23 protein-coding genes are annotated in these 25,241 nt (G+C 66.4%); 15 read left to right on the top strand and 8 right to left on the bottom strand.

Annotated features, from left to right (window positions below; translation table 11 throughout):
* From JYA52_RS01290 to JYA52_RS01280, 3 genes are all read right to left on the bottom strand, one after another.
* Nucleotides 1-2,000, bottom strand: a 2,000-nt coding sequence (locus JYA52_RS01290) for an HNH endonuclease signature motif containing protein (protein WP_205651345.1), incomplete at its 3' end; no start/stop codon positions are given.
* A 108-nt stretch (nt 2,001-2,108) separates the two neighbouring features.
* The gene (locus JYA52_RS01285) at nt 2,109-3,317 is read right to left on the bottom strand and encodes a Gfo/Idh/MocA family protein (protein WP_205651344.1); all 1,209 of its coding nucleotides are present in this window, start codon (nt 3,315-3,317) and stop codon (nt 2,109-2,111) included.
* A gap of 114 nt (nt 3,318-3,431) precedes the next feature.
* Complete coding sequence (locus tag JYA52_RS01280; protein ID WP_205651343.1) at nt 3,432-4,451, bottom strand: LacI family DNA-binding transcriptional regulator; 1,020 nt, start codon at nt 4,449-4,451, stop codon at nt 3,432-3,434.
* 112 nt (nt 4,452-4,563) lie between these two features.
* Here JYA52_RS01280 and JYA52_RS01275 point away from each other — a divergent pair, with 112 nt between their 5' ends.
* From JYA52_RS01275 to JYA52_RS01240, 8 genes are all read left to right on the top strand, one after another.
* A complete protein-coding gene (locus tag JYA52_RS01275) occupies nt 4,564-4,908 on the top strand; it encodes an L-rhamnose mutarotase (RefSeq protein ID WP_205651342.1) in 345 nt (114 codons plus the stop codon).
* 76 nt (nt 4,909-4,984) lie between these two features.
* A complete protein-coding gene (rhaI, locus tag JYA52_RS01270) occupies nt 4,985-6,163 on the top strand; it encodes an L-rhamnose isomerase (RefSeq protein WP_205651341.1) in 1,179 nt (392 codons plus the stop codon).
* Nucleotides 6,164-6,167: 4 nt separating this feature from the next.
* Nucleotides 6,168-8,216 (top strand): bifunctional aldolase/short-chain dehydrogenase, encoded by a 2,049-nt coding sequence (locus tag JYA52_RS01265; RefSeq protein WP_205651340.1) that lies wholly within the window; start codon nt 6,168-6,170, stop codon nt 8,214-8,216.
* Nucleotides 8,213-9,754, top strand: coding sequence for a rhamnulokinase (locus JYA52_RS01260; RefSeq protein WP_307869273.1), 1,542 nt, complete (start codon nt 8,213-8,215; stop codon nt 9,752-9,754). The genes JYA52_RS01265 and JYA52_RS01260 overlap by 4 nt, the downstream gene beginning before the upstream one ends.
* Before the next feature lie 89 nt (nt 9,755-9,843).
* Nucleotides 9,844-11,148, top strand: a complete 1,305-nt coding sequence (locus JYA52_RS01255; protein ID WP_205651339.1) for an MFS transporter — start codon at nt 9,844-9,846, stop codon at nt 11,146-11,148.
* 334 nt (nt 11,149-11,482) lie between these two features.
* On the top strand, nt 11,483-12,649 hold the full coding sequence (locus tag JYA52_RS01250) for a 3-deoxy-7-phosphoheptulonate synthase (protein ID WP_205651338.1): 1,167 nt from the start codon (nt 11,483-11,485) through the stop codon (nt 12,647-12,649).
* 102 nt (nt 12,650-12,751) lie between these two features.
* Nucleotides 12,752-12,964, top strand: a complete 213-nt coding sequence (locus JYA52_RS01245) for a helix-turn-helix domain-containing protein (RefSeq protein ID WP_205651337.1) — start codon at nt 12,752-12,754, stop codon at nt 12,962-12,964.
* 226 nt (nt 12,965-13,190) lie between these two features.
* A complete protein-coding gene (locus JYA52_RS01240) occupies nt 13,191-13,289 on the top strand; it encodes a 30S ribosomal protein bS22 (protein WP_003792170.1) in 99 nt (32 codons plus the stop codon).
* Nucleotides 13,290-13,513: 224 nt separating this feature from the next.
* On the opposite strand, the gene JYA52_RS01235 is transcribed toward JYA52_RS01240, so the two are convergent.
* Complete coding sequence (locus JYA52_RS01235; RefSeq protein ID WP_205651336.1) at nt 13,514-14,332, bottom strand: HAD family hydrolase; 819 nt, start codon at nt 14,330-14,332, stop codon at nt 13,514-13,516.
* A gap of 120 nt (nt 14,333-14,452) precedes the next feature.
* Here JYA52_RS01235 and JYA52_RS01230 point away from each other — a divergent pair, with 120 nt between their 5' ends.
* Entirely contained in the window at nt 14,453-14,707 is a 255-nt protein-coding gene (locus JYA52_RS01230; protein WP_205651335.1) for a glutaredoxin family protein, read from the top strand.
* A gap of 89 nt (nt 14,708-14,796) precedes the next feature.
* Entirely contained in the window at nt 14,797-15,492 is a 696-nt protein-coding gene (locus JYA52_RS01225; protein ID WP_205651334.1) for a redox-sensing transcriptional repressor Rex, read from the top strand.
* A 42-nt stretch (nt 15,493-15,534) separates the two neighbouring features.
* Here JYA52_RS01225 and JYA52_RS01220 read toward each other — a convergent pair whose 3' ends face one another.
* The 3 genes from JYA52_RS01220 to JYA52_RS01210 form a co-directional block, all read right to left on the bottom strand.
* Nucleotides 15,535-16,392: a hypothetical protein gene (locus JYA52_RS01220; RefSeq protein WP_205651333.1), complete on the bottom strand. Its 858-nt coding sequence runs from the start codon at nt 16,390-16,392 to the stop codon at nt 15,535-15,537.
* A 148-nt stretch (nt 16,393-16,540) separates the two neighbouring features.
* Nucleotides 16,541-17,116 carry a hypothetical protein gene (locus tag JYA52_RS01215; protein ID WP_240459836.1) on the bottom strand — a complete coding sequence of 192 codons (576 nt, stop codon included), beginning with the start codon at nt 17,114-17,116 and terminating at the stop codon, nt 16,541-16,543.
* A 158-nt stretch (nt 17,117-17,274) separates the two neighbouring features.
* The gene (locus tag JYA52_RS01210) at nt 17,275-17,823 is read right to left on the bottom strand and encodes a YceI family protein (protein ID WP_205651332.1); all 549 of its coding nucleotides are present in this window, start codon (nt 17,821-17,823) and stop codon (nt 17,275-17,277) included.
* Between the two features lie 205 nt (nt 17,824-18,028).
* On the opposite strand from JYA52_RS01210, the gene JYA52_RS01205 reads away from it, so the two are divergent.
* The 5 genes from JYA52_RS01205 to ccsB are packed head-to-tail and all read left to right on the top strand — an operon-like array spanning nt 18,029 to nt 22,912.
* Complete coding sequence (locus JYA52_RS01205; RefSeq protein WP_205651331.1) at nt 18,029-18,694, top strand: histidine phosphatase family protein; 666 nt, start codon at nt 18,029-18,031, stop codon at nt 18,692-18,694.
* Nucleotides 18,695-18,696: 2 nt separating this feature from the next.
* Nucleotides 18,697-19,308, top strand: coding sequence for a TlpA family protein disulfide reductase (locus JYA52_RS01200; protein WP_205651330.1), 612 nt, complete (start codon nt 18,697-18,699; stop codon nt 19,306-19,308).
* A gap of 15 nt (nt 19,309-19,323) precedes the next feature.
* Entirely contained in the window at nt 19,324-20,079 is a 756-nt protein-coding gene (locus JYA52_RS01195; protein ID WP_205651329.1) for a cytochrome c biogenesis CcdA family protein, read from the top strand.
* Nucleotides 20,079-21,806, top strand: a complete 1,728-nt coding sequence (gene resB, locus JYA52_RS01190; RefSeq protein WP_205651328.1) for a cytochrome c biogenesis protein ResB — start codon at nt 20,079-20,081, stop codon at nt 21,804-21,806. Before JYA52_RS01195 ends, resB begins: the two co-directional genes overlap by 1 nt.
* Complete coding sequence (ccsB, locus tag JYA52_RS01185; RefSeq protein WP_205651327.1) at nt 21,806-22,912, top strand: c-type cytochrome biogenesis protein CcsB; 1,107 nt, start codon at nt 21,806-21,808, stop codon at nt 22,910-22,912. The genes resB and ccsB overlap by 1 nt, the downstream gene beginning before the upstream one ends.
* A gap of 76 nt (nt 22,913-22,988) precedes the next feature.
* On the opposite strand, the gene JYA52_RS01180 is transcribed toward ccsB, so the two are convergent.
* Nucleotides 22,989-24,749 carry a thiamine pyrophosphate-dependent enzyme gene (locus JYA52_RS01180; RefSeq protein WP_240459835.1) on the bottom strand — a complete coding sequence of 587 codons (1,761 nt, stop codon included), beginning with the start codon at nt 24,747-24,749 and terminating at the stop codon, nt 22,989-22,991.
* Nucleotides 24,750-25,241: the final 492 nt, after the last annotated feature.

Here is a 25,241-nt window from a genome sequence, read left to right as displayed (position 1 = left end):
GATCGCATGTGGATGGTCCATTGTTCTTTGTGGATGAGGTGGTGGTGATGGGAGCACAGGAGGGTGCCGTTGTCGGTGCCGGTGGTGCCGCCGTGTGACCAGTAGGTGGTGTGGTGGGCTTCGCACCAGGGGGCGGGGATGGTGCAGTTGGGGAAGGCGCAGCATTGGTCGCGGGCGGTGAGGGCTTTGCGGATGTGGGGCGGGAAGATGCGGGTGGTGCGGCCGATGTCGAGGATGCGGCCTTCGCTGCCGAGCAGGACCGGGATGATGTCGGCGTCGCAGGCAATTTTGCGGACGGTGGAGGCGGTGACGGGCCCGGTGAAGGTGAATGTTCCGCTGCCGGTCGCTGTGCCTGGGGATGCGCCTGGTTCCGGGCCAGGGAGTGGGGGCTGGCCGGACTCCGTGCCGGGGTGCGGGGGCTGGTGAAGGCCATTGACCGTGGCCGTGTCTGGATCCGTGCCGGTAGCGGTGCCGGGGAACTCTCCGGTGCCGGGGACGGTGGGCTGGTCCGTGGTGGCCGCGGCCGGGGCTGCGCCGCGGGAGGTGTCGTGGTGGGTTTGGCTGGTTGCGCTCCGGGCCGTGGGTGTTGTTGGTGTGGTGCGGGGGTAGCGGGGGCCGGTGGCGGCGGCGGTTTGGAGTTGTTTGAGGAGGTCTTGGTAGCTGATGGTGACCATGACCTGTGGGCGGAGTCCGCCGGTGGTGGGCAGGGTGCCGGCGGCGAGGGCTGCTTTGCAGCCGCCGACGAGGCCGTCGAGGCGTTGTTGGGGGACGGTGCGGCGGTCCAGGTCCGGGTCCGGTGTGGCGGTGTTGAATACCGCGTCGAGGTTGGCTGCGGCGCCGCCGTCGCCGCGGTTGCCGGGGCCGCTGCTGTCGTTGCCGCTGTTGGTGGTGTTGGTGCTGTTGGTGGTGTTGGGGGTGGTGGTCCGTGGGTTGGTGGCAGTGTTCATGACGGTGAGCAAGTGTTCGTACTGGTCGGTGGTGGCGAAGATTTCGAGGTGGTGGAGGCCGCGGCGGGGGCGGCGGAGGAAGGCGCCTTGGCGGTGGCGGAGTTCTTCTTCGGATGGTTCGGTGCCGTCCTGATCGATGGCGTCGGCCCAGCGGTGGGCGATGCGGGTCAGGAAATCGTGGTCGTTCTCGACCGCGGTGTGGACCAGGATGGTCTCGATTTGCTCCAGCACGGCGGGCTCGGCGATGGGCCGGGCCTTGTCCAGGGCGGTGGTGATGATGGTTCCGGCGCGGGAGGCGATGGTCCCGGCGGCCAGGGCCGCGGCGGTGGGTTCGCAGGCCGGGGGCATGGGCGCTCCGGTGATCCCGGCGCGAGGGAGGACGGCGCCGGCGAGGGCGAGGCGGGGTCGGGCCTCGCCGATGCTGATCCGGAGCCTGACCCGCAGGAACTCGGCGGTGTTCCGGCACCCATCATCGGCCGGATCGAAAGCCGGGGCCGGTACCTGCACCGTGGGGGCTGCGGGCAAGGAAGCCGCGGCGGCTGTATCAGCCCCAGCGGCAGTTTCAGGGGTGGCACCCGCCCCAGCGTCAGGGGCGGCGCTGGTTCCGCTGCCGTCATCGGGACCCGGTTCGGTGCCGGGTACGGGCGCCGCCGGTTCGTTGCCCCAGCCGGTGGTCCAGCCCGTGGCCTTGCTCGCAGGGTCGGCGGCGTTGATCGCCTCGGTGCGGGTCCGGTCGACCGCGGCGGCGCCGAGCAGCTGCAGCTGCTCGACCCGGCGCGAAATCTCCTCGGCCCCGTCGGCGAAGTCCGCAGCCTCCCGGAACCCAGCCAGCGCCAGCTCCCCGGGCGCGGAGTCCACCGCCGATTCCAACAGTGCCAGGCACTGCCGCAGAACAACGGAGCCGCCGCCGTCGGACGCCGAGCGATGCCCACCAGAAGCCGAAACGGGAACGCTGCGGAGCCGGCGGCTCCCCAGCAGGGCAGCCGCACTGAGACCCGGCGTTACCGCCCGGCCTGCGGTACGATCCGCTGCATCTTCCCCAATGGCTTCCATAGGAAAACTCTGTCAGAGGGGTGTGACATTAAATGGGAAACAGTCATGGGAGCTGCGAAGGGGTGTCCCGCACAGAGCGGCCATTTGCGGCGAATGGGAACTGCAGGATCATGATGAGGTGTGCCGTGTCGTGAGTGGCCGTGCCCAGGGCAGTCCCAGTTCGCTGAACGTGGCATGCGTCGAAGCGGCACGTTCCAGGGCTTCTTCAATTCCGGGTATTACAGCATGGGCTGCATCACCCTCACCGGCCCACTCCACGTGGGCGCCGTCAATGAACGCTGGAAGCTCAGCGGTACGGACTGCCTCAAGCACCCGCATGAACGCCCCGCTCCCGTCCAGGGGGCTGATGAGCGGAGCATCATCCGCGAGGTGGGCGAGCAGGTTCTCCGTGAGGTCGTCCCGTCCGTATGACTCCTCCCGGCTGTCCCCGGAAGTGGTCACGACGAGGCGGTCTTCGGTGTAGTGGAACACGGCTTGTCCCCGCGAACCCTGCACGGTCACGTAGGGCTCCACGGATTCACCGGCGCAGAGGGTAAGGGCGCAGGTGATGGGAAGACCTGCGGCGGTCCGGATCCGGATGACGGAGGTATCGTCGGATTCGATGTCGTTGGCGCGGTACAGGTCAGTCTCGACGGAAGCCACGTCCTCAACGCACTGGGCGCCCGCGATGCGCAGCGCCGTGGCCACTGCATGCGCCAGCGGGTTGGTGGACACGCCGTCCACAACATCTATGCCGTCGATGCTCCGCTTACCCGCCCAAGCGGAACGCTTGTTATAGGCGCGGTCTCGGACCCAGCGTCCGGTCGCGCTGATCCCTTGTATGTCGCCGATCTCGCCCCGGGCCACCAGCTCGCTGATAGCCGGCAGCGCGCGCGACCCAAGGCTCTGGAACCCAATCTGCACGCTCCTGCCATGAGCGGCCGCCGCGTCCTGCAGCCGATAAAAGTCTGCCAATGAGACGACCGGCGGTTTCTCAAGGTACAGGTCGGCGTGCGCGAGGGCGGCAAGTGCCAGCGGTGCATGGGTCTGGATGGGTGTGGCCACGATGATCACGTCCAGCCCGGACGTGTGCCGCAGCAGCTCGTCCAGGTCGCTAAAAACGGCAGTCTCGCCTGGGAGCGCGCCGGGTGCAGGCGTGTTCGGATCGGCCACGGCAACCAGATTGACAGTGCCACCGGCCTGCAGCCGCTCCAGGTTCCGCAGGTGCTGGGTGCCGAAACCGTGAACGCCTACGAGGGCCACCCTGGAGGGAACCGCAGCGGTTTCTTGTGGCACAGCCTGGGAAGGGGCCGTGAGGCCAGACGTCGTTGTCTTCATGGCAAGCACTTTACTCTTTTTGCGGCGTCTTGTGTAACGTTTCAATTCGGTCCGGGGCGCCGCGTCAGGCTTCCCACCAGAGGTTGCCCGGTGCGCCTCGGAGCGAGCCGCGGCTCAGACCGCGGCTCCGGCCGTACTTTGCCGCACCACGAGTTCGGGGGTGAAGACGACGGCGCGGTGCCGCGGGTGCGTCTCATCGAGTTCCTCGGCGAGGAGCTCGATGGCCGTCCTGCCGATGGCCTCCGTGGGCTGGCGGATGGAGGACAGCGGCACGACAGCTGACACGGCAAAGTCGATGTCGTCGTAGCCGATCAGGGCAACGTCCTCAGGGATGCGGAACGTGTGGGTCATGGCGAGGGACTGCATGACACCCAGCGCCAGGAGATCGTTGGCGCAGAATATGCCGTCAGGAATTTTGTCTGCGCTGCGGCCCACCAACTGATCGCCCATCCCGCGGCCCGCGAGGACCGTCTGCCCGTCCGACTCCACGACTTCCAGTGAAGCTCCGGAAACGTCCGCAACGGCGCGCCGCGCCCCCTCAAGGCGGTCCGCGAACTGCCGGACCGACGTCGGCCCTGTCACGAAGGCGAGCCGACGGCGGCCAATGTCCAGCAGGTGCCGGGCGGCCAAGAAGCCGCCTTCGACATCGTTGACAGAGACGGAACTGTAGCTGGCGTCGTCGGCGAGCCGGTCCACCAGAACGGTGGGCACGCCGCGTTCCCGGAGTTGGTCGAGGCGTTCTTCGACGTCGCCGACGGGCGAGATCAGCAGGCCCTGGACGCGCTGCTCCTGGAAGAGGTCGATATAGCCCGACTCCCTGCCGGCGTCGTGGCCGCTGTCGCCGAGCAGGACGGCGCTGCCGTGGAGCGCCGCCGCATCCTCAGCGGCCCGCGCCACGGCCGTGAAGAACGGGTTGCCGACGTCGAGCACAATGAGGCCGATGGTCCGGCTGTGGCCTGCACGGAGTTGCCGGGCGGCGTCGTTGCGCACGAAGCCGAGCTCCTCGATGGCCTGCAGGACGCGGTCCTTCGTGCGCGGCGAAACCCGGTCCGGGTTGTTCAGGACATTCGATACCGTGCCCACTGCCACACGGGCGTGGTTGGCGACATCTTTGATGCTGGCTGACCGCAACATACTTCTCCAAGCTCTCGGGGGCGGGGAATGCTTGACACCCGCCTTAATCCAAGAGTACTTTGAATCGTAACAATGAAACGATTCAAAGAATCAGAAAGCCAGGAGATTCCACATGAGGGTGTGTTTCCGCTCCCAAGTGCAGCCCGCGGTCGCTGATGAATACCGCCGCCGGCACGCACAGGTCTGGCCCGAGATGCTGGAGGCGCTCAAGGATGCCGGCTGGGACAACTACTCGCTGTTCCTGGCCGACGACGGACTGCTGATCGGGTATCTGGAGTGCGATGACTTCGGCAGCGTTCGGGCCCGCATGGCACTGACTGACGTCAACGCCCGCTGGCAAGCCGAGATGAGCAGCCTGTTTGCCGACACGGAGCTTCCTCCGGATCTGGGCTTCACCGTGCTGCCGGAGGTTTTCAACCTTGAGGACCAGCTCGCCGCCGCCTCGGATGAGGGCTGACCTGGTACACCGGCCGGCCACGCAAAGAACCGAAAATACCAACCGTGAAACCAGTGAGAGAAACCGGAATATCATCATGAACGACGTAGCAACGGCGCTGGGCAGGCTCGAGGAGCTTGCCATCGAGGTCCCTTCGTGGGCCTATGGAAATTCAGGCACGCGGTTCAAGGTGTTCGGCACGCCCGGCACCCCGCGGACCGTGCAGGAAAAGATCGCAGACGCGGCCAAGGTCCATGAACTCACAGGTTTGGCGCCCACGGTGGCGCTGCACATTCCGTGGGACAAGGTGGATGACTATGCGGCCCTGAAGGGATACGCGGCGGGGCTGGGCGTGGGCCTGGGCACGATCAACTCCAACACTTTCCAGGACGACGAGTACAAGTTCGGCTCCCTGACCTCCTCCAGCGACGCAGTCCGCCGCCGGGCCATCGACCACCACTTCGAGTGCATCGACATCATGCACCAGACCGGTTCCCGCGACCTGAAAGTCTGGCTCGCGGACGGCACGAACTACCCCGGCCAGGACGACATGCGGGGCAGGCAGGACCGCCTGGCGGAGTCCCTGCAGGAGATCTACGCCCGCCTGGGCGAGGATCAGCGCCTGGTGCTTGAGTACAAGTTCTTCGAACCGGCTTTTTATCACACAGATGTCCCGGACTGGGGCACCTCCTACGCGCAGACCCTGGCCCTGGGGGAGAAGGCCTTTGTCTGCCTGGACACCGGCCACCACGCGCCAGGTACCAACATCGAATTCATCGTGATGCAGCTGCTGCGCCTCGGCAAGCTGGGCTCGTTTGACTTCAACTCGCGCTTCTACGCGGACGATGACCTGATTGTGGGCGCGGCGGATCCGTTCCAGCTGTTCCGCATCATGCACGAGGTGATCCGCGGCGGCGGCTTCGGCAGCGTGCCAGGTAAAGAGTCCGGCGTCGCACTGATGCTGGACCAGTGCCACAACCTGGAGGAGAAGATCCCGGGCCAGATCCGCTCGGTGCTCAACGTCCAGGAAATGACCGCACGGGCCCTGCTGATCGATACCGCTGCTTTGGCCGAGGCCCAGCGCACGGGGGATGTGCTGGCCGCCAACGCAGTTTTCAACGACGCCTTCTACACCGATGTCCGGCCGGTCCTGGCCGAGTGGCGTGAATCCCGCGGCCTGCCCGCGGACCCGCTGGCCGCCTTCAAGGCCAGCGGCTACCAGAAACAGATCAACGAGGACCGCGTGGGCGGCCAGCAAGCCGGATGGGGCGCCTAAAACAATGAGCACGAACAACATCAACAAGACCGTTGAAGAGCTGATCACCCGCTCCAACCGCCTCGGTGCGGACAAGCGGAACACCAACTTTGCCGGCGGCAACACCTCCGCGAAAGGCACCGAGAAGGATCCGGTAACGGGCGACGACGTCCAGCTCCTTTGGGTGAAGGGTTCCGGCGGCGATCTGGGTACTTTGCGGGCGGAAAACCTCGCAGTGCTCCGCCTGGACCGGCTGCAGTCGCTGAAGAACGTCTACCCGGGCGTGGAGCGCGAGGACGAGATGGTCGCAGCGTTCGACTACTGTCTGCACGGCAAGGGCGGCGCCGCTCCCTCGATCGACACGGCCATGCACGCGCTCGTGGACGCCGCACACGTGGACCACCTGCACCCCGACTCCGGGATCGCCATCGCCACCGCGGTGGACGGCGAATCCCTCACCACGAAGATTTTCGGCGACAGGGTGGTCTGGGTGCCGTGGCGCCGGCCGGGCTTCCAGCTGGGCCTGGACATCGCCGCGATCAAGGACGCCAACCCGCTGGCCATCGGCACCATCCTGGGCGGGCACGGCATCACCGCCTGGGGCGCCACGTCCCAGGAAGCGGAAGCGAACTCGCTGTGGATCATCGACCAGGCCGAACAGTACATCCGCGAAAACGGTCGCCCGGAGCCTTTCGGTCCCAAGCTGCCCGGCTACGCCCCGCTCCCCGAAGCGGAGCGCCGCGCGAAGGCCGCGGCGCTGGCGCCGGTGATCCGGGGCCTGGCGTCCACGGACAAACCGCAGCTGGGGCACTTCAGCGATGACCCCGTCGTCCTTGACTTCCTCGAAGCCGCCGAGCACCCGCGGCTCGGTGCGCTCGGCACGTCCTGCCCGGACCACTTCCTGCGCACCAAGGTCAATCCGCTGATCCTGGACCTGCCCGCCAACGCCTCGATCGAGGACTCCGTGGCGCGGCTGGAGGAACTCCACACGGCCTACCGCGAGGATTACCAGGCCTACTACGACCGCCACGCCACCCCGGAGAGCCCCGCCCTGCGCGGCGCGGACCCGGCCATCGTGCTCGTGCCGGGCGTTGGAATGTTCTCCTTCGGTGCGAACAAGCAGACCGCACGCGTGGCCGGCGAGTTCTACATCAACGCCATCAACGTGATGCGCGGCGCCGAGGCGATCTCGACCTACGCCCCGATCGAGGAATCCGAGAAGTTCCGGATCGAGTACTGGGCACTGGAGGAAGCCAAGCTGGCCCGGATGCCCAAGCCCAAGTCGCACGCCACCCGCATCGCACTGGTGACCGGCGCGGCATCAGGGATCGGCAAGGCTATCGCCACCCGCCTCGCCGCGGAAGGTGCCTGCGTGGTCATCGCGGACCTGAACCTCGAGAACGCGGAAAAGGTCGCCGAAGAACTCGGCGGGCCCGACGTCGCGATCGGCGTGCAGGCCGACGTCACCAATGAAGCCCAGGTCCAGGCCGCCATCCAGGAGGCCGTGCTGGCCTTCGGCGGTGTCGACCTGGTCGTGAACAACGCCGGGCTGTCCATCTCCAAGCCGCTGCTCGAAACCACCGAGAAGGACTGGGACCTGCAGCACAACGTGATGGCCAAGGGCTCGTTCCTGGTGGCCAAGGCCGCCGCGAAGGTCATGATCGAGCAGGAGATGGGCGGGGACATCATCTACATCTCCTCCAAGAACTCCGTCTTCGCCGGCCCGAACAACATCGCCTACTCCGCCACCAAAGCCGACCAGGCCCACCAGGTCCGGCTCCTCGCGGCCGAACTCGGGGAGTACGGGATCCGGGTCAACGGCATCAACCCCGACGGCGTGGTGCGCGGTTCCGGTATCTTCGCCGGCGGCTGGGGCGCCAAACGCGCCGCCGTCTACGGCGTGGACGAGCAGGAACTGGGCAAGTACTACGCCCAGCGCACCCTCCTCAAGCGCGAAGTCCTGCCGGAGAACGTGGCGAACGCCGCCGCCGTGCTCACCAGCGCCGAACTGTCCCACACCACCGGCCTCCACATCCCCGTCGACGCCGGCGTCGCCGCAGCCTTCCTCCGGTGAGCACCGCACCGGCACCCAGTGGAAAAGGAAGTGTCGACGGCGGCCTGCTCGCCGGCAGTGTGTTCGCCGCTGTCGACATCGGCGCCTCCTCCGGCCGCGTCATCCTGGGCCGGATCAGCACCGGATCAGGCACACCCGGAGCCAACACCGCCGACGGCGGTCCGGCGCGGGCCACGCTCGACGTCGTGCACCGCTTCCCCAACGGCGTGGTGGAGTCCGACGGCGGCCTCCGCTGGGACTTCGACGCCCTCTTCGCAGAGGTGCTCACCGGCCTCGCCGCCGCCGGCAAGGCGGCAGTTGAGCGGGGGGAAACGATCACCAGCATCGGCATCGACACCTGGGCGGTGGACTACGGCCTCGTGAACGCCGCCGGGGAGCTCACCGCGCAGCCGTACAGCTACCGGGACGAACGCAGCCGCGCCGCCGTCGCCCGGGTGCACGGGAAACTGGAGCCGGCACGGCTCTACGCCACCACGGGACTCCAGTTCCTGCAGTTCAACACGCTCTACCAGCTCGCCACCGAACCGGCTTTGGGCGGGCTGCAGGCCATGCTGATCCCCGACCTGATCGCGTTCCTGCTCACCGGGCAGCGCCGCACCGAGGCCACCAACGCCTCCACCACGGGGCTGTTCGACGCCGTCGCGGGGGAGTGGGCCACCGAGCTGTTCGGGCCCCTGGGCCTGCCCAAGGACCTGTTCCCGCCGCTGATCCAGCCCGGCGAAACCCTGGGGCCCCTGCTCCCCTCCATCGCCGAGCGGACCGGGCTGCCCGCGGCAACGACGGTGGTGGCCGTAGGCTCGCACGACACCGCCTCGGCGGTCGCCGCCGTTCCCGCGGAGCAGGAGAACTTCGCCTACATTTCCTCCGGCACTTGGTCCCTCGTGGGGCTGGAACTGCACTACCCGGTGCTCACTGAAGCCAGCCGCGTGGCGAACTTCACCAATGAGCGCGGGGTGGACGGCACCACCCGGTACCTTCGCAACGTCGGCGGCCTCTGGCTGCTCAGCGAATGCCAGCGCACCTGGGCCGAAGGCGGCCACCGGCCCGCGATCGGCGAGCTCCTCGACGCGGCCGCGGTGCTCCCGCCCGGCGGGCCGCGGATCAACCCCGACGATCCCGCGTTCATCGCCCCGGACAACATGCCGGACCGCATCCGCGCTGCAGCCCGCAACACCGGCGCCGTCCTTCCGGCCGAGCCGGCAGCCGTCGTCCGCTGCATCCTGGACAGCCTCGCCGCCGGATACGCCCGCACCATCGCCGACGCCGAACGCCTCGCCGGCGTTGCCGTGGACGTGGTGCACATCGTCGGCGGCGGCTCGCAGAACGCGCTGCTGTGCCAGCTCACGGCACAGGCCACCGGCAAGCCCGTCGTCGCCGGCCCGGTTGAGGCAACGGCCCTCGGCAACGTGCTGGTCCAGGCCCGCGCAGCAGGCGTGGCCACCGGCGGTTTGCCGCAACTTCGCTCGATTGTCGGCGCAGGAACGAGCCTGCGCCGCTACGAACCCCTCGACCTGATTGCAAACACCGTCAAGAGTTAGAGACTCGCGGGGTTCTTGAAACGTATCAAAAGCGGGCAGGCCGAACGCGGCTGCCTGGCGCCAACGGCGTCGCCAGAGAAAGATTCAGAATGAACAACACCCCCGAGATCGGCGGCTGGAAGGCCACTGTCGCTGTGTCCATGTCCAACTACATCGAAGCCGGATCCATCATCGCGCTGGCGACGAGCCTGACGCTGTGGCAGGAGTACTTCGGCTTCAGCAACCTGGTTGTTGGGCTTATCGCCGCCCTCAGCGCCAACGCCTTCGGTGCCGCCGTCGGCGCGATGATCGGCGGACCATTGGGCGACCGCTACGGCCGCAAGTTCATCTACACCTACGACCTCATCCTGTACATGATCGGCACAGCCCTGGTGATCTTTGCCGTGGCCCCCTGGATGCTCATCGTTGGCGTGATCCTCACCGGGATCGCAGTGGGCGCCGGCGTGCCCGTCGCCTGGACCTACATCGCGGAAGAGGCACCCTCTGAACAGCGGGCACGGCACGTGGGCACCGCCCAGTTTGCGTGGTCGCTCGCTCCGGCCCTGGTCTTCCTCCTTGCCACCGTCGTCGTTCCGCTGGGGTTGCTGGGTAGCCGCCTGGTCTTCGCGCACCTGTTCGTCATTGCTTTCATCACTTGGTGGATCCGGCGCCGGCTTTCCGAGTCCCACACCTGGAAGAAGTCGAACGAAGCGCGTCTTCTGGAGGAGGCATCCGGCGTCAAGCGCCGCAACTACCGTGAATTGCTGACCAACGCCACCAACCTGAAGGCCCTTCTTTTCCTCGTGGGCGTGTACGCCCTCTGGAACCTGGTTGCCGGGCAGATGGGCATCTTCATGCCGCGGGTCTACGAGTCGTCCGGGGTTGAATCGTCCGCTGAGCAGAATCTGCTGCAGGTGCTGCTGTGGACGCTTACCGTTCTGGCCACGTACTTCGGCTTCATGAAGTACGGCGACCGCATTGACCGCCGCCTGCTGTACGGGATCGGCGCCGTGCTGGGCCTTGCCGCCTGGGTCCTGCTGGTCTTTGTTCACGTCACGGTGCCGGTACTGATTCTCTTCGCGGCACTCTGGGGCATCTCGGCCGGCATCGGCGCCCAGGCCTTCTACGCCTTGTGGGCAGCCGAAATGTTCGCGACACGCTACCGGGCCAGCGCGCAGGGTGTGCTCTTTTTCGTTGCCCGCATCGTTGTCGGTCTGCTGAGCTATTGGTTCCCGACGCTGCTGGCCGAGCGCGGCGTGCCCTTTGTGGGCCTCATCATGATCGGGGCTTTGGTGGCCGCCATGCTCATCGGGATCATCTGGGCGCCGGACACCCGGGGCAAGAGTCTGGAGCAGATCGAGCAGGAACGTTACGGCGAGCCTGCGAAGCAGCCGGTGGAGCAAACCATGGCGTAACCCCGGCACCGGACCAGCGCGAACGTACACTTGTGGCCCTTGGGAAACGCTTCCCAATGGCCACAAGTGTACGTTCGCGCTCCCGCCGATTTGCGGTGCCGCGTGCTCCGAATGTGACGCAGTCGATTTGGCGATCCATCAGCGCGGGCTTATTGTCGTTTCCATGATTAACCGTTGGTATGCGTATTTTTCGTTGGCTCTGGAGGGGCCCGCGTCTAACTGACACGCATCCAACTACCTTCAGAGCCAACAGGGCAGAGATCATTCTCTGCCCTTCGCCATTTCTCCGGCGGGTTCTGATCTGGGCCCGCTCCGTACCCGGAACAGGACCCACATGAGCACCGCAGCAGCCACCGAAACCCAGCAGCCGGCGTCGAACCACACCGGCGCGACGCACACGGCCCCTAAGCAGTCCACCTCGAATCTGCGCGTCAGCGGGATCACCGCACTGCCCACTCCTCAGGAAATGATCGCCGAACTGCCGCTGGACGCCAGGATGGCAGAGGTCGTCGAGCGCGGCCGGGATGAAGTCCGGGCAATTATGGACGGCGTGGACGATCGCCTGCTGGTGATCGTGGGGCCGTGCTCCATCCACGATCCCAAGGCCGGACTCGAGTACGCCCGCCGCCTCGTCAGCCAGGCCGAGAAGCACAAGGAAGACCTGCTGATCGTCATGCGCGCCTACTTCGAAAAGCCGCGCACCACGGTCGGCTGGAAGGGCCTGATCAACGACCCGCGGCTCGACGGCACCCACGACATCGCCACGGGCCTGCGCGAGGCGCGCCGTTTCCTGCAGCAGGTCACCGCCCTCGGACTGCCCGCCGCCACCGAATTCCTTGAGCCGATCAGCCCCCAGTACATGGCCGACGTCGTGTCCTGGGGCGCCATCGGTGCACGCACCACCGAAAGCCAGATCCACCGCCAGCTCGCCTCCGGGCTCTCCATGCCCATCGGCTTCAAGAACGGGACCGACGGCGACCTCCAGGTCGCGGTCGACGCCTGCAGCGCCGCCGCGGCGGCCCAGGCTTTCCTGGGGATCGACGACGACGGCCGCGCGGCGCTTGTCTCCACCGCCGGCAACCCGGACACGCACGTCATTCTGCGCGGCGGCCGGAAGGGCACCAACTACTCCGCCGCCGACGTTGAGGCTGCGTCATCCAGGCTCGCCGCGAAGAACCTTAACCCGCGGCTCATCGTGGACGCCAGCCACGCCAACAGCGGCAAGAACCACCACCGCCAGGCCGAGGTCGCCCTCGAAATCGGTGCGCAACTCGAGGATGCGGGTGCGGCCGCAGGTGCCGTAGCCGGGGTCATGCTGGAGAGCTTCCTCGTGGGCGGTGCCCAGAACCTGGATGTGGCCGAGCACGCCGCGGGGAAGGATGAGCTCGTCTACGGCCAGAGCGTCACCGACGCTTGCATGGAGTGGGACGTGACGGCCTCGGTGCTGGAGCAGCTGGCGGCGTCGTCGCGGAAACGCCGGGCTTTCACAATGGCCACGTGAGCATCTAGAGTAACTAGAACACGGTTGTTCGATGGCTCAGCATCGGCGCACCGCACACAAATGGGATGCCGCACAGTTGCTGAGAGCAAAGGAATATGGGAAATGTCCGCAGAGTCGAACTTCTCGAACGCCAAGTTCTTGACCGTGGCCGAAGTGGCTGAGGTCATGCGCGTCTCCAAAATGACCGTGTACCGGCTGGTTCATTCCGGAGATATGCCCGCCGTTCGGTTTGGCCGTTCGTACCGGGTGCCGGAAACCGCCGTCGAGCAGTACCTCAAGGGTGCTGTTGTCGACGGACAGTCGGATACCGCGTGATTCTTGGCGCTCAACTGACCGTTCGGGTTTCCATGACGGCTGCAGCTTCCTTGGGGGCGGCTGCAGGTCATGGGGACGCCGGCGGTCAGAAGGCGCCCGGATAGGCGGTACGCTGTTAAGGAACGTTTTACGTCATTGTAAGAATCTGTCAGTTGTTCAGTCTGTTGCTTAGTCCACGGACCTTCTCCATCAGACAGGTACTGCATCTAGTTTGTAAGGAACTTTCGTGGGTTCAGTTATTAAGAAGCGTCGCAAGCGTATGGCCAAGAAGAAGCACCGCAAGTTGCTTCGCAAAACGCGCCACCAGCGCCGCAACAAGAAGTAGAGATACTTTCTGCGCGTCAATGCCCGCTCCCTTTCGAGGGTGCGGGCATTTTTGCGTTCTGGCGTACGACGCCCGCGTCTTTCGTCGTCGCTTAGACACGGAAAGTGCGCCATGACGCGCAAATGGCACAGCGACACCGGAATTCGGGTGTCGAGAGGGATTTTGCGTGTCCCAGGGTGGGAAGTGTGTCCCGGGGCTCGAAGTGTGTCGTTGGGAGGGGCGCGTCAGATCCGGGGGCCGCGGAAGCGGGAGTAGCCCCTCCAGAGGCCGTAGACGGCCCCTCCGGCGGTTGCGGCCTTGAGCCCCAGGGTGGCGGCGCGCCGGCCGGAGCGGAAGTCATAGACGGGCCAGTTGTGTTCCCGGGCGTGCTTGCGCAGCCGGGCGTCCGGGTTGATGGCGACGGGGTGGCCCACGAGGGTCAGCAGCGGGATGTCGTTGTAGGAGTCGCTGTAGGCCCAGCAGCGCTTGAGGTCCAGGCCTTCGGCGTCGGCGATGCCCTGGACGGCCACCGCCTTGGCCGGGCCGTGCAGGATGTCCCCGACCAGCCGCCCGGTGTACAGGCCCTCACTGATCTCGCCCACGGTGCCGAGCGCCCCCGTCAGGCCCAGCCGCGTGGATATGACCGTGGCCACCTCGATCGGTGTGGCCGTAACGAGCCAGACCTGTCGCCCCACGCGCAGGTGCTGCTGGGCCAGTGCCTTGGTGCCGGGCCAGATCCGGGAAGCGATCATCTCGTCGTAGACCTCTTCGCCGAGCACCTTGATGTCTTCGACGGTGATGCCGGAGGCGAGGGTCAGGGCGGAGTCCCGCACCGCGTGGACGTCGTCCATGTTTTCGCCACGGAGCACGAACTTGAACTGCTTCCATGCCATGCCCGCGGCCTGGGTGAGCGTAAAGGCCCCCCGCTGATGCATCTTGCGGGCCACGTGGAAAAGGCTGGCGCCCTTCATGAGGGTGTTGTCGACGTCGAAGAAAGCGGCCTCGCCTTGTTGCTGCGTTGCAACCGGCTGCGTGGCCACAGCGACGTACTTCTCCTCGGGCATGCCACTGAGTCTAGTCAACGCGGGCGGGCCCATCATCCGCGGACGCCGAACGGGCGCGCACTCCGGCGCTCTGTCGTCGCCGGCATCGCTCCCCGGCGGGAACGGCGTTACGGTTGAGCCATGGCAAATCCCGACGTCGTTCTCCTCACCAAAGCTGACTGTCACCTGTGCGCCGCCGCGCGCGACGCTGTCGGGCGGGTTGCCGCAGGGCTGGGGCTTGGGTGGACGGAACAGTCGGTGGACAGCGATGAAGCCCTCCGGGACCGCTACGCCGAAGAGATCCCGGTGGTGCTGGTGGACGGGATTCAGCGCGACTTCTGGAAGATTGACGAGGCAAGGCTCGAGCGCGTCCTGCGCCAGGCTATGGCGCGCTAGCCGCGGATCCAGCGCACAGACACCGGCTTTGTTGACATAAGTGATGGGGATTTAGAGTGGACTCACAACGCGACGCAATGGAGCAATTAGTGACTTCGCTCGATTCACCACCCCAGGCCGTGCCCGGGGACACCGGAGCTGCCGGCAAGCAGATCCCGCCCGCGGCCGTGGCCCGGCTGACCATCTACCTGCGCGCCCTGAACTCCCTGCTCGCCGAAGGAATCGAACGCGTTTCATCCGAGTCGCTGGCCGAGGCATCCGGGGTCAGCTCGTCCACGCTCCGCAAGGATCTCTCCCATGTGGGGTCGTACGGCACCCGCGGCGTGGGCTACGAGGTCCAGTACCTCAGCCGTCACATTGCCGCCGCGCTCGGACTTACACACGACTGGAAGGTTGCGATCGTCGGCGCCGGTAACCTGGGCAAGGCGCTGGCCAGGTACGGCGGCTTCGAGTCGCGGGGCTTCGACGTGGTGGCCATTTTCGACGCCGACCAGATGGTGGTGGGCAACGAGGTGGGGTGGCTGCGCGTGAGTGACGTGGCGGACCTGGAAACCGTGCTGGAGCGGACGGGCGCGAACATGGTGGTCCTCGCCTTGCCGGCGGCCGTGGCCCAGAGCGTTTGCGATCGCGTGGTGGCGGCCGGCGTGCACAGCATCCTCAGCTTTGCGCCCGTGATGCTGCAGGTACCCGAGGACGTGAACCTGCGCAAGGTGGACATGGCCACCGAGCTGCAGATTCTGGCCTACCACGCGCAACGGGCGCAGACCCCGGGACAACCGAACTAAAAGTCCGGCTCCGGGATCCGCGCCCGCCGGCGAGGAATATGCCTAGCGGCCGAAGGGGCCGCTTCCGTACGGGTTGGCGAACGGCTGCTGCTTCTGGAAGTAGGGTGACGCGGCGGGCATGTAGAGCATCACGATCGCCGCGATTCCGAGAATGACAGCGGCGGTGTTCAGGCCGAGGGGCAGAATCGAGAAGATGGACAGCGCCGCGAGAACGGTGCCCAGGATCCGGGCCCAGTTCTTGCCCTTGCGGATGTTGAACGCCACCAGTGCGTAGAGCCCGGCGAGGATCAGCGCAAAGACCACGATCGTGCCGATCAGGAAGCCCTTGATGTCTTCGAAGGCGATGTTTTGGCCGCTGCTCCGGACCTGGTCCTCGAACATGCTCCGCGTGGCGGGATCGTCGAGGGTCGGGATGCTCAGCAGCGTTGACAGGAGCATCAGGGCGCCGGCCGCGATGACCATCCAGAACGCCCGGTTGACGGACTGCGGGACGCCGGCGGGACCGCCCTGGGCCTGCTCCGAGGGGTACTGCGCATACGGGGACTGGCCATAAGGCTGCTGGCCGTAGGGCTGCTGTCCGTACTGCGGGACGTTTTGGCCGAAGGGCTGCTGGCCGTACTGGGGCTGGCCGGGCTGCGGCGCGTTCTGGCCGTACTGGGGTGCCGGAGGAACGTTCTGGCCGTACTGGGGCTGGCCTGGCTGGGGCGCATTCTGCCCGTACTGCGGTGCCGGCGGAACATTCTGCCCGTACTGCGGGGCGTTCTGGCCGTACTGCGGCAGCCCGGTGCCATTCCGGCCCGGTTCATTGGAACCCGGCTCGTTGGAACCCGGTTCGTTGGAACCCTGGCGGCCGGAAGTCGGATCGTTCGGATTCGGAGGTTGGACTGGAGGAGTGCTCATGAGCGTTCCTTTGCGTTTTCGACGTAGGGTTCGGCCGCCGGGTTCAGAAGCCTGCCCTGCCCCCAGCATGGTTCAGTTCAACCGTACCCCTCGGCGGACGCCGCGAGGATCATTCCAGAGAGGTATTCGCGGAACCTGCGGCCATTGGTCAGGGCCGCCCCCGGGCCGCGGCAAACCAGCTCTGCGCGTTGGGAACCCACATCAGCACGGTCGCGGCCAGGCTTGCCAGAAAGCCCAGCCCGTTGCCGCCGCGGCTGTCCGTGAACAGGACGCTGGTGATGGACAGCAGCAATGAGGCCCCGGCCAGAGCCGTCAGTGCCAACCGGGCCCACTCGCGGCCCTCCTTCATCTTCAACGCCAGGACAATTTGTGCCCCGGAGAGGGCCGCGGCAAGTAGCACGAGCAGAAGCACCAGGATGGCGAGGCCGGGTATGAACGCAAAGAGCACCAGGGCTCCGAAAATGCCGATCACTCCGCCGAGCAGCCCCAGCAGTCCACCGATCACCCAGATCCAGTAGGAGACCTTCAGCTCCATGGGCAGTCCGGTCACGCTGAAGAGCCCGGTGAAACCGCCCTGGGGCATGGCGTCGTACAGGTTCCGGGGACGGTCGGCGGGCATCTCGAACGGGAAGCGTCCGCCCCGCCCCGGGGGAAGGGGGCGGTCACGTGGGGGCGGTTCGGAGCCCGGCTCCGCAGGCTCCGGTCCATCGCTCGGGTTGCTCATGGCTCTCACTGTAGACCGGCAATTTGGCTAATTCTAGGAGGTTCCGGGCCACGCAAACGCCCCGCTCCGTGGAACCACGGGCGGGGCGTTTGCGGTGTGCCGCCCGTCATACGGGCACGGCATGCGAGCTAAGTGCGTGCGCGTTACGCGCGTGCGCCTTACGCGGCAGGGGCGATGAAGGCCAGTTCGAGGTTGATGGCAACCTTGTCGCTCACCAGCACGCCGCCGGCTTCCAGGACGGCATTCCAGGTCAGGCCGAAGTCCTTGCGGCTGATGGTGGTTTCAGCGGAAACGCCGGCGCGGGTGTTGCCGAAGGGATCCACGGCCACGCCGTTGAGCTCGGTTTCGAGGGCCACCGGACGGGTCACACCCTTGATGGTGAGGTCGCCCTGGAGTTCGTAGCTGTCGCCCTTGGCCACGAGGCCGTTGGAAACGAAGGAGATCTCCGGGAACTTCTCGACGTCGAAGAAGTCTTCGCCACGGACGTGGCCGTCGCGGTTGACGTCGCCGGAGTCGAAGCTCGCGGTCTGGATGGTGGCGTTGATCTTGGAGTCGGCCACGTTCTCGGCGAGGTCCAGGGTTGCGGTGGCTTCCTTGAACTGGCCGCGGACTTTGCTGATGCCTGCGTGGCGGACCGTGAATCCGATTTCGCTGTGCGAGGTGTCGAGGGTCCAGGTGCCGGTTGTGACGTTAGCGGGAAGTGCCATGGTGGTTCTCCTTGTTTCAGTGGTGCGTCGGGTGGTCTTGCGGTTGAAGGTTTATTGGTTGAACTCTCAACTAACTGCTGCATCCAGTATAAACATGCAAACGCATCTTTTATTCCGGCCCCTGGGAACATTTCTTAATTTTCTTGAGTTCTACTAGATGTAGAAGATTTCGTCATTGCCCCTGCCCTTTGAGAAACTGGTAGACATGCCCCAAGCCACTGTTCATTTGCTCCGCCACGGCGAGGTCCACAATCCTGCGGGCGTCCTGTACGGCAGGCTGCCGGAATTCCACCTTTCCGAGCTTGGCCAGCAGATGGCGCAGACGCTGGCGGACCACTTTCGCGACCGGGCGGACCAGGGCGCAAAGATCGTGTACCTCGTGGCGTCCCCGCTGACCCGCGCCCAGGAGACTGCCCTGCCCACGTCCCAGGCATTGGGGCTGGAGATCCATACGGACAGGCGCATCATCGAGGCGGAAAACCACTTTGAAGGACTGCGGGTCACCAAGGCCGAGCTGAGGAAGCCCAAGCACTGGCCGAAGCTCGTGAACCCGCTGCGGCCTTCATGGGGCGAGCCCTACAAGGATCAGGCAGCCCGCGTGCGGGCAGCTGTCCAGGACGCCCGCGCCAAGGCGATCGAACTCGGCGGCGACGGCGCCGAGGCCATCATGGTCAGCCACCAGCTCCCCATCTGGGCCACGCGCCTCAGCGCCGAAGGAAAGCCGCTGTGGCACGATCCGCGCAAGCGCGAGTGCACCCTTACATCCCTGACGTCCCTCGTGTTCGACGACGACGGCACCCTCCTGCGCGTTGTGTACAGCGAGCCGGCCGCCGCCCTTCTTCCCGGTGCCTCCAGCACCCCCGGAGCCTAACCATGACGAACCCCCCTGTAAGCTCGCGCCGCAGCGTCCTCGCTGCCGGCGGCCTGGCGTTGACGGCGCTCACGCTGGGCCTGTCCGGCTGCGCCCAGGAAGACGCGCTGGCCAAACAGGCAAAGGCGGGCGACAACAAGAACTACGTCGCCGGGGATGGCTCGGTGACGGAATTCGCCGCCGCGGACCGCAAGGCCGCCGTCGACATCCAGGGAACGCTCTTTAATGGCACCGCCGTCACGCCCAAGGATTTCCTGGGCAAGGTGACCGTCCTGAATTTCTGGTTCGCCGCCTGCGCGCCGTGCCGGGTGGAGGCCCCGCTGCTTGAAGCGCTGCACCAGGAGTTCAAGCCCAAGGGCGTGCAGTTCCTGGGCGTGAACCTGCGGGATGAGAAGGCCACGGCGGACGCCTTCGACAAGACGTTCGGCCTCACCTACCCGAGCTTCAACGACAAGGACGGCGGCGTGCTGCTGTCCGTATCAGGCCTCGTGCCGCCGGGGGCCGTCCCCACAACACTCGTGGTGGATAAGCAGGGCCGCGTGGCTTCGCGTGTACTGGGGGAGATCCAGAAGGGCACCCTCAAGGCCCTCATCGAATCCGCCGTGGCAGAGTAGCGGGCGGCCCGTACCGTGAACAGCCCCTTCGCCGAAGCCATCCTGAACGGCTCGCTGCTCCTTGCCATTCCGGTGGCGCTGCTGGCCGGACTGGTCTCGTTCCTCTCTCCCTGCGTCCTTCCGCTGGTGCCCGGCTATCTGGGGTACGTCACGGGACTGACCGGCGTGGACCTCGAGAAACAGAAGCGTGGCCGCATGCTGGCCGGCATCGGCCTCTTCGTGCTGGGCTTTTCGGTGATCTTCGTGCTGCTTGGCGGCGCGTTCGGCCAGCTCGGCTCGCTGCTCGGCGCCGGCCAGAACGGGTGGATCACGCAGCTGCTCGGAATCCTGGTGATTGTCATGGGCGTGGTGTTCATGGGTGGCTTCAGCTGGCTCCAGCGCGACGCCAAAATCCACGCGAAACCGCCCGCAGGACTCTGGGGCGCTCCGCTGCTGGGGATCACGTTCGGCCTCGGCTGGGCACCGTGCATCGGCCCCACCTACTCCGCCGTCCAGCTCCTGAGCCTCTCCGGCGGTTCGTCCGCCGCGAAGGGGGCGTTCCTGGCGTTTGTCTACAGCCTGGGCCTGGGCATCCCGTTCCTGCTGATCGCGCTGGCGGTGCGCCGCGGTGCCGGCGTGATGTCCTTCTTCCGCAAGCACCGGCTCGCCATCCAGCGGACCGGCGGGGGAGTCCTGATTGTCCTGGGGATCCTGATGGCCACAGGACTGTGGGGCGCCTGGGTCACTGAATTGCAGTACTGGTTCCAAACCGACGTTAAGTTGCCGATCTGATGAGCGAGCGTGTGAAGTCAACCAAGAACCGTCCGGCCGGGGAATCCCCCAAGGATTCCGCACCAAAGGACGCCGTGAAGGAGGCCAAGGCCAGCGCGGCGCTGCCTGACCTGGGCGCCGGAGGCATGCTCCGCTGGGCTTGGACGCAGCTGACCAGCATGCGCACGGCGCTGTTCCTGCTGCTGCTGCTGGCCGTGGCGGCGGTGCCCGGTTCGCTGTTCCCGCAGCGTCCGGCGAACCCGTCGGTGGTCACGCAGTACATCAAGGACAACCCGGACTACGGCAAGATCCTCGACTCGCTGCAGCTGTACGACGTGTACTCCTCTGCCTGGTTCTCGGCCATTTACATCCTGCTGTTTGTCTCGCTGATCGGCTGCGTCGTGCCCCGGGCCATCGCGCACTACCGGGCCATGCGCTCCGAGCCGCCGCGGACTCCGAAGCGCCTGTCCCGCCTGCCGGAGTACGGCACACTGGTGGTGCCTGCAGAAGCCGGCATCCCGGCGTCGGACGCCATTGAAGACGCAGCGGCGCTGCTCAAGAAACGCGGGTACCGCGTTGAGGTAAGGCACGACGACGGCGCGCGGCCGTCTTTGGGGGCCGAGCGCGGCTTCCTCAAGGAAGTGGGCAACCTCGTCTTCCACACCTCGCTGATCGGGGTGCTGGTCTCCGTGGCGGTCGGCGGCCTGTTCGGCTACAGCGGCCAGCGGATCCTCGTGGAGGGCGACACCTTCGTCAACACCCTCGTCGGCTACGACCAGTTCAACCCGGGCACCAACTTCCAGAGCAGCCAGCTCCAGCCGTACTCAATCCAGCTCGATAAATTCCAGATCAAGTTCGACCGCGAGTCCCAGGGCAAGTTCGGCCAACCCATCGACTTCACGGCAGACGTCACCACCAAGGAAACACCGGGGGCACCGGCCAAGAAGGAAGTCCTCAAGGTCAACGAACCGGTGACACTCGGCGGCACCAGTATTTACCTGACGGGCAACGGCTACGCCCCTGTGGTCACAGTGCGCGACGGCAACGGCAACGTCGCCATGCAGGGGCCCGTGGTCGCCAAGCTTCAGGGCGATAACTACTACTCCTCCGTCGTGATCAAGGTGCCGGACGCGAAGCCCGACCAGCTCGGTTTCGCCGGGTTCTTCCTGCCCACGGCCTTCGTGACCGACGAGGGTATTTCCTTCAGCGGCGATCCGGAACTGATCAACCCGCAGCTGAGCCTGAACTCCTACTATGGCGACCTCGGCCTCGACACGGGCGCCCCGCAGAACGTGTTCGAACTCGACGTCAAGGACCTGACACCGCTGAATGCCCGCAACCTGGACACGAAGGGCATCACGCTCGCGCCGGGCAAGACGGTCACCCTGCCGGACGGCAAGGGCTCCATCAGCTTCGACGGCGTGAAGCGCTATGTCGGCGTCGATATCCACCACAATCCGGGCCAGCTGTCTGCCTTGATCTTCGCGCTGCTCGCAGTGGCCGGCCTGGTGATCTCCCTCTACGTCAACCGGCGCCGCGTCTGGGTCCGCACCGGTAGCCACGAAGATGGCCGCACCATGGTGGAATACGGCCTGCTGGCCCGCGGCGAGGACCACCGCCTGGCCGGCGAAGCCGCGGCGATCCGTGGGCTGCTGCAGCGCGAGTGGGGCCTCGACGCGGGCGGGCCCGGCACACCATCCTCCATTTCCTCACCAGCAGGCTCGGCTGAGCCGAAGAAGGACCGGTAATGTTCCCCATCAACGAAACCATGGGCCAGTACAGCGAGCTGTTCATGCTCCTCGCGGCGGGCACCTACACGGTGGCGTTCATCGCCTTCGCCTGGGACCTGGCCAAGAGCAGCAGGGCCCTCCGGGCCGTGGATCTGAAGGCGGCCGCCGCGGCGTCCCCCGAGAGTTCGTCCGACGCCGGCGTGAAGGTTCCGGTGGCGGCAGGCGCCGCCGGCCGCGTCGAGGGGCACCTGGCCGGACCGGCCGGCCGTGCCGAGCGGCCGTCGTCGTCCGTCTCCGGCAAGGCGCAGGGAACCGGCGGCGCGGCAGGGCAGACGGCGGACGCCAGCATGAGCTACGGCGCTGAGCGCCGTGCCCCCGCGCGCGTGGCCGTTGCCCTGACCATCCTGGGCGCCGTGATCCACGCCGCCGGCGTGGTGACCCGTGCCATCGGCTCCGGGCGCGTGCCGTGGGGCAACATGTACGAGTTCCTGACCACCGGCGCGTTCGTGGCCGTGGCCGTCTTCCTCGTGGTGCTGATCCGGCGCGACCTGAGGTTCCTGGGCACTTTTGTGGTGGGCCTGGTGATCATCATGCTGGTGGCGGCCTCCGTGGCCTACTGGACTCCCGTGGGCCACCTCGTGCCGGCACTGCAGAGCTACTGGCTGGTCATCCACGTCTCCATTGCCGTGCTGTCCTCGGCGCTGTTCACCCTGACGTTCGCGATGTCCGCCCTGCAGCTGGTGCAGTCGCACCGGCAAAGGACCATCGCCGCGGGAGGGGCGGACAAGCTGGGCTTCATGCGCCTGGTGCCGACCGCGCTGAGCCTGGAGAACCTTTCCTACCGGATCAACGCGATCGCCTTCATCGGGTGGACCTTCACGCTCATGTTCGGTGCCATCTGGGCTGAGAAGGCCTGGGGACGCTTCTGGGGCTGGGACACCAAGGAAGTGTGGACCTTCGTGATCTGGGTGGTCTACGCCGGCTACCTGCACGCCCGTGCAACCCGTGGCTGGACAGGAACCCGCGCTGCGTGGCTGTCGATCGTGGGCTACCTGTGCGTGGTTTTCAACTTCACCATCGTGAACCAGTTTTTCAACGGCCTGCACTCCTACTCGGGGCTGTAGGGACGTTCGCCGTCGCCTTTGCGATTTGCCGGAAAGGGCCGCTCAGCTTGGTAGCTGGGCGGCCCTTTCTGGTCAGTCAGTAGGCTTTGACGCGCTGTTCGACGATGAGGTGGATCAGGGCAAACACGCCGTGCCGATCGATGGCCTCGAATGCGGTGTCGAGGGCGGCCGGCACGTCCTTGTCGTTGGTGACCGTGACGCCGAAACCGCCGAAGGCCCGGGCCATGAGGCCGAAGTCGGGGTTCTTCAGCTGTGTGCCGGAGACGCGGGACGGGTAGTGGCGTTCCTGGTGGGTGCGGATGGTGCCGTACTCCTGGTTGTCCATCACGATGATCAGCGGCGTGGCGCCATACTGGGCCGCGGTGGCCAACTCCTGGCCGTTCATGAGGAATTCCCCGTCGCCTGCAATGGTGACCACCCTGCGCTGCGGGTTGGCCAGCGATGCGGCGATGGCAGCGGGCACGGAATAGCCCATGGACCCGTTTCTGGCGCTGATCATCGAGGCGTAGCGGCGGGTGGGGAAGTACCGGTGCGCCCAGTTGGTGTGCTCGCCCGCCCCGAAGGTCACCATGGCGTCCTCGGGCAGCCGCGGGACGAGGTTCGCCATCAGTGTGTCCATCCGTGCACGTCCCTCGCGGGGGGTCGCTGGCGGCAGAGTGGCGAAGGACGCCTGCTCGGCGCGCATCCGGGCCGTCCACGCCTTCCACTCCTCCTTCAGGGGCAGATCGATGCGAGCGAGATCCCGAACGAAGGCGTCCGGTTTCGCCACGATCTGCCGCGAGACCGGGCCGGAGCGGCCGCGCAGCGAGGGGTCGATTGTGACGAGGAAGTTCTTCTTATTCCAGTCTTGCCGGCAGACAAAACCGTCCGTGATGACATCCCCCGGGACCGTGCCCACGAATACGAGCAGGTCGGTTTCCTCAAGAAGGTCGTACGTGGGGCGGGGGCGGCCATAGCCGATCGGACCGACGTAGGACGGCGAATCGAAGGAGACGGTTCCCTGCGTGCGCCATTCCGCGGCGGCCGGGATGTGGTGCTTTTCCAGCCACTCGGTGAGCTGGCTGGCCGCTGCCTGGGTCCAGTCGTTGCCGCCGGTGACAAAGAGCGGCTTCGAGGAGTTGGCCAGTGCGGTGGCCAGTGCTTCGGCGTCGGTGGTGCTCATTCCGCCCGCCGCCACCGGGATGGCGGGGTGCAGGGCCGGATCAATCTGCTGGCGGATGATGTCTTCGGGCAGGCCCACCACGACGGGACCCGGCCGGCCGCTCATGGCCGCGAACATCGCTTCCGCCACGATCTCGGACGCCCGCTCGGCATGGTCAAGGACCATGACGCGCTTGGCCCCCGTGTCGAACCAGGCCTTGATGTCGAATTCCTGGAACGCTTCCCGGTCACGGTGGGCAAAGGGGATCAGCCCGACGAAGAGCAACATCGGGGTGGAGTCCTGCCAGGCGGTGTGCAGCCCGACGTGGGCGTTAGCCGCACCGGGCCCCCGGGTGACCATGGCCACGCCTGGACGCTGGTTCATCTTGCCGTCAGCCTCGGCCATGTAGGCGGCGCCGCCCTCATGTCTGCAGACCACGGTATCGATGCCGGAGCCGTGCAGCCCGTCCAGCACGTCCAGGAAGCTTTCGCCGGGAACAACGTAGGTGCGTTCGACTCCGTGGGCCACAAGGGAGTCAACAATCACGTGCCCGGCGGATTCCAGGGCGCTGCTGCCGGCGGTCGGGCTGACGGTCGGGCTGGCGGTCGGGCTGGCCGGAGCAGCCGATGGGAGCGTTTGTGCCGCGCCGTGGTTGGGGGTGCGGCCTTCGAACGGTTGCGTGTGGGTTGCGGTCATGGTGTGTGCGGACTCCGTTGTCATCACTGCTTGTCTTCTTGGCTTGGGGTGTTGGTTACGTTCATTTGGTGGAGGCGCCGGGGGATGCCTAGTCGGTTTCCGGTCCGGTGCAGAAGAAACAGCCGTCCTCGCAGCTGTCATTCGCCTGGCTTTCCATTGGCGGCCGGTCGGGCTGGTGGCTCAGCAGGGTTCGTCGGTTCATGGCGGGCTTTCGTTCTGTTGTTGTCGGGGTCTGGAGGCGCGAACGTACACTTGGGGCCCTTGGATCTGGGGCCTTAAAGTGTCCGTTCGCGCTGGGTGGTGGGGGTTAGATGCGGTGGGCGGTCGCGGGCCTGCTACCGGATCGGACTCCGGTTGGCGATGACGGGGGACATGCCGGTGAAGCCGTCGCGGGTTTCGGCGATTTCGTGGATTTGCTTGCGGCAGGCGTACCAGCCGGCGACCATGAGGGCGCAGGCGACGAGGGTCACGAGCAGGGTGAGCGGGGATTCG

Source organism: Arthrobacter pascens (assembly GCF_017052465.1).
In the GTDB taxonomy this organism is placed as follows: domain Bacteria; phylum Actinomycetota; class Actinomycetes; order Actinomycetales; family Micrococcaceae; genus Arthrobacter; species Arthrobacter pascens.
Note: the sequence above shows the minus strand (reverse complement) of the source record. Positions and strands in the feature narration are given on the sequence as shown.

Coding starts and splice junctions, on each gene's coding strand:
- rhaI (WP_205651341.1), top strand. CDS start 4,985: ATGAACGACGTAGCAACGGCGCTGGGCAGGCTCGAGGAGCTTGCCATC.
- JYA52_RS01235 (WP_205651336.1), bottom strand. CDS start 14,332: ATGCCCGAGGAGAAGTACGTCGCTGTGGCCACGCAGCCGGTTGCAACG.
- JYA52_RS01215 (WP_240459836.1), bottom strand. CDS start 17,116: ATGAGCAACCCGAGCGATGGACCGGAGCCTGCGGAGCCGGGCTCCGAA.
- JYA52_RS01200 (WP_205651330.1), top strand. CDS start 18,697: ATGACGAACCCCCCTGTAAGCTCGCGCCGCAGCGTCCTCGCTGCCGGC.
- JYA52_RS01265 (WP_205651340.1), top strand. CDS start 6,168: ATGAGCACGAACAACATCAACAAGACCGTTGAAGAGCTGATCACCCGC.
- JYA52_RS01245 (WP_205651337.1), top strand. CDS start 12,752: ATGTCCGCAGAGTCGAACTTCTCGAACGCCAAGTTCTTGACCGTGGCC.
- resB (WP_205651328.1), top strand. CDS start 20,079: ATGAGCGAGCGTGTGAAGTCAACCAAGAACCGTCCGGCCGGGGAATCC.
- JYA52_RS01220 (WP_205651333.1), bottom strand. CDS start 16,392: ATGAGCACTCCTCCAGTCCAACCTCCGAATCCGAACGATCCGACTTCC.
- JYA52_RS01250 (WP_205651338.1), top strand. CDS start 11,483: ATGAGCACCGCAGCAGCCACCGAAACCCAGCAGCCGGCGTCGAACCAC.
- JYA52_RS01230 (WP_205651335.1), top strand. CDS start 14,453: ATGGCAAATCCCGACGTCGTTCTCCTCACCAAAGCTGACTGTCACCTG.
- JYA52_RS01210 (WP_205651332.1), bottom strand. CDS start 17,823: ATGGCACTTCCCGCTAACGTCACAACCGGCACCTGGACCCTCGACACC.
- JYA52_RS01255 (WP_205651339.1), top strand. CDS start 9,844: ATGAACAACACCCCCGAGATCGGCGGCTGGAAGGCCACTGTCGCTGTG.
- JYA52_RS01285 (WP_205651344.1), bottom strand. CDS start 3,317: ATGAAGACAACGACGTCTGGCCTCACGGCCCCTTCCCAGGCTGTGCCA.
- JYA52_RS01275 (WP_205651342.1), top strand. CDS start 4,564: ATGAGGGTGTGTTTCCGCTCCCAAGTGCAGCCCGCGGTCGCTGATGAA.
- JYA52_RS01180 (WP_240459835.1), bottom strand. CDS start 24,749: ATGACCGCAACCCACACGCAACCGTTCGAAGGCCGCACCCCCAACCAC.
- JYA52_RS01280 (WP_205651343.1), bottom strand. CDS start 4,451: ATGTTGCGGTCAGCCAGCATCAAAGATGTCGCCAACCACGCCCGTGTG.
- JYA52_RS01205 (WP_205651331.1), top strand. CDS start 18,029: ATGCCCCAAGCCACTGTTCATTTGCTCCGCCACGGCGAGGTCCACAAT.
- ccsB (WP_205651327.1), top strand. CDS start 21,806: ATGTTCCCCATCAACGAAACCATGGGCCAGTACAGCGAGCTGTTCATG.